This window comes from Erwinia aphidicola, assembly GCF_014773485.1.
Classification (GTDB): Bacteria; Pseudomonadota; Gammaproteobacteria; order Enterobacterales; family Enterobacteriaceae; genus Erwinia; species Erwinia aphidicola.
Genome location: NZ_JACXBP010000017.1, coordinates 23,391 through 32,184 on the forward strand (window position 1 = coordinate 23,391; position 8,794 = coordinate 32,184).

Consider the following 8,794-nt stretch of genomic DNA (forward strand, 5'->3'; position numbering starts at 1 on the left):
TCAGGGACGCCTGGAGTGACCCGGGCGCCCTGTAACCAGTACAAATTCGAGTGCTTACTCGTCTTCCAGCTCGATGTTGATACCCAGCGAGCGGATCTCTTTCAACAGTACGTTGAAGGATTCCGGCATGCCCGGTTCCATCTGATGATTGCCGTCAACGATGTTTTTATACATCTTGGTACGGCCGTTGACGTCATCAGACTTCACGGTCAGCATTTCCTGCAGGGTATACGCGGCACCGTATGCTTCCAGTGCCCACACTTCCATCTCACCGAAGCGCTGACCACCGAACTGAGCTTTACCACCCAGCGGCTGCTGAGTAACAAGGCTGTAAGAGCCGGTAGAACGCGCATGCATCTTGTCATCAACCAGGTGGTTGAGTTTCAGCATGTACATGTAGCCAACGGTAACCTGACGTTCGAACTGCTCACCGGTACGACCATCGAACAGGGTAATCTGACCAGAAGAAGGCAGACCGCCGAGCTGTAACAGCTCTTTGATTTCGCTCTCTTTCGCGCCGTCAAACACTGGCGTTGCGATTGGCATACCTTTTTTCAGGTTCTCTGCCAGACGCAGCACTTCGTCGTCGGTGAAGGTGTTCAGGTCAACTTTCTGGCGCAGATCGCTACCCAGATCGTAAGCACGCTGAATGAACTCACGCAGCTTGGACACTTCTTCCTGCTTCTTAAGCATAGCGTTGATCTTCTCGCCAATGCCCTTCGCAGCCATACCCAGGTGGGTTTCAAGAATCTGACCGATGTTCATACGTGATGGTACGCCCAGCGGGTTCAGTACGATATCGACCGGCGTACCGTTCTCATCGTATGGCATATCTTCGATCGGGTTGATCTTGGAGATAACACCTTTGTTCCCGTGACGACCTGCCATCTTGTCACCAGGCTGGATCTGACGTTTAACGGCCAGATACACTTTAACGATTTTCAGCACGCCCGGTGCCAGGTCATCGCCCTGAGTGATTTTGCGGCGCTTCGCTTCAAGTTTCTTCTCAAACTCGTGCTTCAGCTCATCGTACTGCTCAGCCAGCTGTTCCAGCTGGTTCTGTTTCTCTTCGTCGGTCAGGCCAAGTTCCAGCCAGCGGTCGCGTGGCAGCTTGTCCAGTTTGTCCACTTCAATACCGCCAGCAACCAGCAGGTATTTGATGCGGCTGAACAGGCCAGCTTCGAGGATCTGCAACTCTTCAGACAGGTCTTTCTTCGCCTGCTTCAGCTGCATCTCTTCGATTTCCAGCGCACGTTTGTCTTTTTCCACGCCATCGCGGGTGAAGACCTGAACGTCGATAATGGTTCCAGACACGCCGTTTGGTACGCGCAGAGAAGAGTCTTTAACGTCAGACGCTTTCTCACCGAAGATGGCACGCAGCAGTTTCTCTTCTGGCGTCAGCTGGGTTTCACCTTTTGGTGTGACCTTACCGACCAGAATGTCACCACCGGTCACTTCCGCACCGATATAGACGATACCGGATTCATCCAGTTTGGAGAGCGCAGCTTCACCGACGTTAGGAATGTCGGCAGTGATCTCTTCCGGCCCCAGCTTGGTGTCACGAGACACACACGCCAGTTCCTGGATGTGGATTGTCGTGAAGCGGTCTTCCTGTACCACGCGCTCGGAGACCAGGATGGAGTCTTCGAAGTTGTAGCCGTTCCACGGCATGAACGCGACGCGCATGTTCTGACCGAGTGCCAGTTCGCCGAGGTCGGTTGAAGGACCATCAGCCAGCACATCACCACGTTCAATTGGCTCACCCAGGTTCACGCAAGGCATCTGGTTGATGCAGGTGTTCTGGTTAGAACGGGTGTATTTGGTCAGGTTGTAAATGTCGATACCGGCTTCGCCCGGGTACATTTCGTCTTCGTTAACTTTGATAACGATACGGGATGCATCCACGTACTGAACGGTACCACCACGTTTCGCTACGGCGGTTACACCGGAGTCAACCGCTACCGCGCGTTCCATACCGGTACCAACCAGCGGCTTATCAGCACGCAGAGTTGGAACCGCCTGACGTTGCATGTTTGCACCCATCAATGCGCGGTTGGCGTCATCGTGTTCCAGGAACGGGATCAGTGACGCACCGACGGAAACCACCTGCTGGGTGGAAACGTCCATGTAGTCAACCTGATCGCGGCTGAACAGACTTGATTCGCCTTTGCTACGGCAAGTCACCAGATCGTCTACGAAGTGACCTTCGTCGTCGAGGTTGGTGTTAGCCTGAGCGATAACGTAGTTACCCTCTTCAATAGCAGAGAGGTAATGAATTTCGTCGGTCACCACACCTTCGCGCACGCGACGATATGGGGTTTCAAGGAAACCGTACTCATTCGTCTGTGCGTATACAGAGAGGGAGTTGATCAGACCGATGTTTGGACCTTCCGGCGTTTCGATTGGACATACGCGACCGTAGTGAGTCGGGTGTACGTCTCGAACTTCGAAGCCTGCACGCTCACGCGTCAGACCGCCCGGGCCGAGTGCAGAGATACGACGCTTGTGCGTGATCTCAGACAGCGGGTTGTTCTGGTCCATAAACTGTGACAGCTGGCTGGAGCCGAAGAACTCTTTCACTGCCGCAGAAATTGGCTTGGCGTTGATCATGTCCTGCGGCATCAGGGTATCCAGGTCGCCCAGGGACAGACGCTCTTTCACCGCACGCTCTACGCGCACGAGGCCAACACGGAACTGGTTTTCTGCCATTTCGCCGACGGAACGGATACGACGGTTGCCGAGGTGGTCGATATCATCCACTTCGCCAATACCGTTACGGATACCGATGAGCTTCTTCATCACCTGAATGATGTCGTCTTTGCTCAGGATACCGGAACCTTCGATCTCGTCACGCAGCAGAGAACGGTTGAACTTCATACGGCCAACCGCTGACAGATCGTAGCGGTCTTCAGAGAAGAACAGGTTCTCGAACAGGTTTTCTGCCGCTTCACGCGTTGGTGGCTCACCAGGACGCATCATGCGGTAGATCTCAACCAGCGCGCTCAGGCGATCGCTGGTTGGGTCGACGCGTACAGTCTCAGACATGTAGGCGCCGTGATCCAGATCGTTGGTGAACAGAGTTTCGATGCGCTTGTGACCGGACTGGCTCAGTTTGGCCAGCAGATCCAGCGACAGCTCCATGTTCGCCGCGATCAGCAGCTCGCCGGTGCTTTCGTCGATGTAATCTTTAGCGACGACTTTACCCGCGATGTATTCAACCGGAACTTCGATGTGCTGGATGTTATCTTTTTCCAGCTGACGAATATGACGCGCAGTAATGCGACGACCTTTTTCGACGTAAACGGTGCCGTTCGACTCGATGTCGAAGGACGCAGTTTCACCACGCAGGCGCTCTGGAACCAGCTCCATCTGCAGCTTGTTGTCGCGAATTTCATAAACCACTTTTTCGAAGAACAGATCAAGGATCTGCTCAGTGGTGTAATTCAGCGCGCGCAGAATGATGGTCGCAGGCAGTTTACGGCGACGGTCAATACGGACAAACAGGTTGTCTTTCGGGTCAAACTCGAAGTCGAGCCATGAACCACGGTAAGGGATGATACGTGCGTTATACAGCACTTTACCCGACGAGTGGGTTTTACCCTTATCGCTGTCGAAGAAGACACCAGGACTACGATGCAGCTGAGAAACGATAACGCGTTCTGTACCGTTGATGACAAAGGTACCGTTATCTGTCATGAGTGGAATTTCACCCATGTACACTTCTTGTTCTTTGATGTCTTTAACGGTGCCTTCCGGCGCTTCGCGCTCGTAGATCACCAGGCGCAGTTTTACGCGCAGAGGTGCAGAGTACGTGACGCCACGAATCTGACACTCTTTAACATCAAATACTGGTTCGCCTAAACGGTAGCTGACGTACTGCAGCTCAGAATTACCGCTATAGCTTTGGATCGGGAATACGGAACGGAATGCTGCTTCCAGACCATATTGACCTTCCGGATCTTGCTCGATGAACTTCTGGAACGAGTCAAGCTGGATAGAAAGGAGATATGGAATGTCCAGAACTTGTGGACGTTTTCCAAAATCCTTACGAATGCGTTTTTTCTCGGTATAGGAGTAAACCATAGGGTTCCTCAGCTCGCTGAAAAGTAGAACCTCTCTGTCCGTCCAGGGGGGACAGTTCATGCAACGCTGTTTTGTGTTGTGCAGAAAGCAGATCGCCTTCTGTAATACCTCTTTCTATCACGCTCAAATCATTTCATTGCCGTTCTGGACAGGGAGCCCATGCAGGGTGGCAGTATATTAAGTCGTCGATAGAGAAAGATATTAAGCTAATCAATGACTAAACAGTGTGAAATGTCATTGACGCTGTAGAGCGCAAAAAGGCTGGTGACCAAAAAGTCACCAGCCATCAGCCTGAATCACCCCAAAGGATTAATCAAGCTGCAACCTGAAAGGTTGGCTTACTTAACTTCAACTTCTGCGCCAGCTTCTTCCAGTGCTTTCTTCAGAGCTTCAGCGTCGTCTTTGCTGATGCCTTCTTTCAGGGCAGCAGGTGCAGACTCAACCAGGTCTTTGGCTTCTTTCAGGCCCAGACCAGTTGCGCCACGTACTGCTTTGATCACGGCAACTTTGTTAGCGCCGATAGCTTTCAGTACAACGTCGAACTCAGTTTTTTCTTCTACAGCTTCAGCAGCAGCAGCAGGACCTGCAACAGCAGCAGCAGCTGACACGCCGAATTTCTCTTCCATAGCGGAGATCAGTTCAACGATTTCCATTACAGACAGAGCTGCAACGCCTTCAATGATTTGGTCTTTAGTGATTGACATTTCGTGTTCCTAAATTCAGAAAGTAATTTTTTGTACGTTAGCAAATATACGGATAAGAAGAGCAGTGCGGCTATTAAGCAGCAGTTGCTTCTTTCTGATCGCGTACAGCAGCCAGAGTGCGAACCAGTTTGCCAGCAGAGGCTTCTTTCATGGTTGCCATCAGGCGTGCGATTGCTTCATCGTAAGTTGGCAGAGTTGCCAGGCGGTCGATCTGAGCCGCACTGATCAGCTCGCCTTCAAAGGCCGCAGCTTTAACCTCAAATTTTGCATTCGCTTTCGCGAACTCTTTGAACAGACGAGCAGCAGCGCCCGGGTGTTCCATAGAGTATGCAATCAAGGTAGGACCGGTGAACGTGTCTTTCAGGCACTCAAACTGAGTACCTTCAACGACGCGGCGCAGCAGGGTGTTACGAACAACACGCATGTATACGCCAGCTGCACGTCCTGCTTTACGCAGTTCGGTCATTTTGTCTACAGTAACGCCACGAGAATCCGCAACTACCGCAGACAGCGCGCCTTTGGCTACTTCGCTGACTTCAGCAACAATCGCTTGTTTGTCTTGAAGATTTAAGGCCATTAGCTTGTGCTCCTGGATTTTTGGCCGGGGATGGATTTCCCCGGAACTCACTTCACCTGAACCGCGTTACCACGGACAGGCGCTAAAACACGGTGAGCAGAATCCAGCAAAGACTATAAAAATATTCTTTTGGCTCTGTCACCGTCTACGCAGGAGATTAAGTTTCTTGCGAAACACCTGCGGTCTTGGACGGAGGCCAGGATAGGCCTGGCTCCAACCTAAAAATTCTTTCTAATACTTCGTCCTTCAAGCTACCACTGCGTTAACTTCTTTCGCTCACCCCGTCACGTAGTGGACTACGCTCCTGGGATTCACTCCATTGCCGCCTTGCCGCAACTCAAATGACTCGATTAGTGGTTCTGTATATTTACAGAACAACGGGCGTAAGATTCTAGATGAAAATTTCGCCCGCGTAAAGCTGATTAGTTAGCAGCAGCGTTCAGGCCAGCCTGATCAACTGCAACACCTGCACCCATAGTGGTGGAGATGCTAACTTTCTTGATGAAAACGCCTTTCGCCTGAGAAGGTTTTGCTTTTTTCAGCGCAACCAGCAGGGATTCCAGGTTTTCTTTCAGCTTATCGGTATCGAAGTCAACCTTACCAATGGTGGTATGGATGATACCGTTTTTGTCGTTACGGTAACGAACCTGACCCGCTTTAGCGTTCTTAACCGCTTCAGCAACGTTAGGAGTTACAGTACCAACTTTCGGGTTTGGCATCAGACCGCGTGGGCCCAGAACCTGACCCAGCTGGCCAACAACGCGCATTGCATCTGGAGATGCGATAACAACGTCGAAGTTCATTTCGCCTTTCTTGATCTGGTCAGCCAGATCTTCCATACCTACCAGCTCAGCGCCGGCTGCTTTAGCAGCTTCAGCGTTTGCGCCCTGGGCAAATACGGCAACGCGAACGGAACGGCCAGTACCGTGTGGCAGTACAGTTGCACCGCGAACGTTCTGGTCAGATTTACGAGCATCAATGCCCAGGTTTACCGCTACGTCAACGCTTTCAACGAACTTGGCAGTAGCCAGTTCTTTCAGCAGAGCAACAGCTTCGTTGATGTCATACTGTTTAGTTGCATCAACTTTGTCGCGGATCACGCTCATGCGCTTGGTCAGCTTAGCCATTTCTTAGTCCTCTACTACCAGGCCCATGGAACGAGCAGTACCTTCAATTGAGCGAGTCATCGCTTCAATATCAGCACCAGTCATGTCCGCAGCTTTGGTTTCTGCGATTTCACGTACCTGAGCACGCGATACTTTACCTACTTTGTCTTTGTTCGGCTTGCCAGAACCAGACTTAATACCAGCCGCTTTCTTCAGCAGTACTGCTGCAGGAGGGGTTTTGGTAACGAAGGTGAAAGAACGGTCAGAGTAAACGGTGATCACAACTGGTGTTGGAAGACCTTTCTCCAGGGATTCTGTTTTGGCGTTAAACGCTTTACAGAATTCCATGATGTTAACGCCTTGCTGACCCAGTGCTGGACCAACCGGAGGACTTGGGTTTGCCATACCAGCTGCAACCTGCAGCTTAACGTAGGCTTGTACTTTCTTCGCCATGATAATTCCTCTATTGGGTAATAACGCTCCTGGTGGAGCTCCCCGTGATTAAATTTTTCACACGCTTTTAGCAGCGCATAAAAACAAAAGGCGCGAAATTATAGTGCAATTTCGCGCCTCTCGCAACCACCTGATGCAGGCGATCGGTTACTTTTTTATCAGCCTTTCTCGACCTGGCCGAAGTCCAGTTCAACCGGTGTTGCACGGCCAAAGATGGAAACAGACACTTTCAGGCGGCTTTTCTCGTAGTCAACTTCTTCGACCACGCCGTTGAAGTCAGCAAATGGACCATCGCTCACGCGCACCATTTCACCTGGCTCAAACATGGTTTTCGGACGTGGCTTATCACCCACCTGCTGCAGGCGGTTCATAATCGCGTCAACTTCTTTGTCGCTAATCGGTGCCGGACGGTCAGAAGTACCACCGATGAAGCCCATGACACGCGGCACGCTGCGCACCAGGTGCCAGCTTGCATCGTTCATTACCATCTGTACCAGCACGTAGCCTGGGAAGAACTTACGCTCGCTCTTGCGACGCTGGCCACCACGGATCTCAACCACTTCTTCAGTCGGAACCATGACATCGCCAAACAGCTCTTCCATGTTATGTAACTTGATATGCTCGCGCAGCGATTGTGCTACACGGCCTTCAAAACCGGAAAACGCCTGAACGACGTACCAGCGCTTCTTTGGAGCTTCAGACATCTCAGAACCTCAGGCCAGTGATAAACGATACCAGACGAACCAGAATTCCATCCAGTCCCCACAAAATCAGTGACATCACGGCAGTGACCGCGGCAACGATTAACGTGGTGTGCAACGTTTCCTGACGAGTAGGCCAGATGACCTTACGAACTTCAGTGCGCGCTTCACGGGCGAAAGCCAACGTTGCTTTACCTTTGGTGGTCAGCAGGGCAATGCCAGCTGCTGCAGCCATCAGAACAACGACAGCCAGGGCACGCAGAGGTAATGTTACTTCACGATAATAGTAGTTGCCGGCGATAGCCACGGCCAGAAGGACGGCCACACCTAACCACTTCATCGTTTCCAGGCCGCGCCCGCTTCCTTGAGCTTCGGTATTAGCACTCATAAACCAACCTGCCACAATAAATCAGAAACACTTTTGCCCCGAAAGACGAGGCAACCGAACCGAATAATGCTGTTAGGCTTAACTCGGCATATCCTTTAATTCCAAGCCGCAGCTTGAAAACTATTGGCTTAACGCCGTGCTACAGAGCCTGCCTCAGCAATGATTATGGTCGAAAAAATCACTGATGAGTCAGGTTCTATGTTACAGCGTGCAAAAAGGGCATCAAATGATGCCCTTTCCATGTGCATTGCGTCAAATATTATCAGCGATTAAGCGATAACTTTAGCAACAACACCAGCACCAACGGTACGACCACCTTCACGGATTGCGAAACGCAGACCGTCGTCCATTGCGATTGGTTTGATCAGTTCAACAACCAGTTTGATGTTGTCGCCTGGCATTACCATCTCAACGCCTTCTGGCAGTTCGATGGTACCGGTCACGTCAGTTGTACGGAAGTAGAACTGTGGACGGTAGCCTTTGAAGAATGGGCTATGACGGCCGCCTTCTTCTTTAGACAGAATATAAACTTCTGACTCGAACTTGGTGTGTGGCTTGATTGAGCCTGGCTTAGCCAGAACCTGGCCGCGCTCAACGTCTTCACGCTTAATACCGCGCAGCAGGATACCACAGTTCTCGCCTGCACGACCTTCGTCCAGCAGCTTACGGAACATCTCAACGCCGGTACAGGTAGATTTCACGGTGTCTTTCAGACCCACGATCTCAACTTCTTCACCCACTTTAACGATACCGCGCTCTACACGACCGGTCACAACAGTACC

At 51.5% G+C, this 8,794-nt stretch carries 8 protein-coding genes; all 8 read right to left on the bottom strand.

The features are described 5' to 3' along the window. Positions 1-54: 54 nt before the first annotated feature. Entirely contained in the window at positions 55-4,083 is a 4,029-nt protein-coding gene (gene rpoB / locus ID864_RS23255) for a DNA-directed RNA polymerase subunit beta (RefSeq protein WP_048914312.1), read from the bottom strand. 338 nt (positions 4,084-4,421) lie between these two features. After that, positions 4,422-4,787, bottom strand: a complete 366-nt coding sequence (gene rplL, locus ID864_RS23260) for a 50S ribosomal protein L7/L12 (protein ID WP_048914311.1) — start codon at positions 4,785-4,787, stop codon at positions 4,422-4,424. A gap of 73 nt (positions 4,788-4,860) precedes the next feature. Beyond that, complete coding sequence (gene rplJ, locus ID864_RS23265) at positions 4,861-5,364, bottom strand: 50S ribosomal protein L10 (RefSeq protein ID WP_048914310.1); 504 nt, start codon at positions 5,362-5,364, stop codon at positions 4,861-4,863. A 422-nt stretch (positions 5,365-5,786) separates the two neighbouring features. Further along, positions 5,787-6,491 (bottom strand): 50S ribosomal protein L1, encoded by a 705-nt coding sequence (gene rplA, locus ID864_RS23270; protein WP_048914309.1) that lies wholly within the window; start codon positions 6,489-6,491, stop codon positions 5,787-5,789. A 3-nt stretch (positions 6,492-6,494) separates the two neighbouring features. After that, entirely contained in the window at positions 6,495-6,923 is a 429-nt protein-coding gene (gene rplK, locus ID864_RS23275) for a 50S ribosomal protein L11 (protein ID WP_012439921.1), read from the bottom strand. 158 nt (positions 6,924-7,081) lie between these two features. Then, entirely contained in the window at positions 7,082-7,627 is a 546-nt protein-coding gene (nusG, locus tag ID864_RS23280) for a transcription termination/antitermination protein NusG (protein ID WP_017803043.1), read from the bottom strand. Position 7,628: 1 nt separating this feature from the next. Then, positions 7,629-8,012: a preprotein translocase subunit SecE gene (gene secE / locus ID864_RS23285; protein WP_048914308.1), complete on the bottom strand. Its 384-nt coding sequence runs from the start codon at positions 8,010-8,012 to the stop codon at positions 7,629-7,631. A gap of 269 nt (positions 8,013-8,281) precedes the next feature. Beyond that, positions 8,282-8,794 (bottom strand): EF-Tu C-terminal domain-related protein (locus ID864_RS23290; RefSeq protein WP_263575968.1); only part of this gene is annotated, 513 nt, incomplete at its 5' end.

Excerpts from the sequence above, each read along its gene's own strand:
- rpoB (WP_048914312.1), bottom strand. The coding sequence starts at position 4,083 with ATGGTTTACTCCTATACCGAGAAAAAACGCATTCGTAAGGATTTTGGA.
- rplL (WP_048914311.1), bottom strand. The coding sequence starts at position 4,787 with ATGTCAATCACTAAAGACCAAATCATTGAAGGCGTTGCAGCTCTGTCT.
- rplJ (WP_048914310.1), bottom strand. The coding sequence starts at position 5,364 with ATGGCCTTAAATCTTCAAGACAAACAAGCGATTGTTGCTGAAGTCAGC.
- rplA (WP_048914309.1), bottom strand. The coding sequence starts at position 6,491 with ATGGCTAAGCTGACCAAGCGCATGAGCGTGATCCGCGACAAAGTTGAT.
- rplK (WP_012439921.1), bottom strand. The coding sequence starts at position 6,923 with ATGGCGAAGAAAGTACAAGCCTACGTTAAGCTGCAGGTTGCAGCTGGT.
- nusG (WP_017803043.1), bottom strand. The coding sequence starts at position 7,627 with ATGTCTGAAGCTCCAAAGAAGCGCTGGTACGTCGTTCAGGCGTTTTCC.
- secE (WP_048914308.1), bottom strand. The coding sequence starts at position 8,012 with ATGAGTGCTAATACCGAAGCTCAAGGAAGCGGGCGCGGCCTGGAAACG.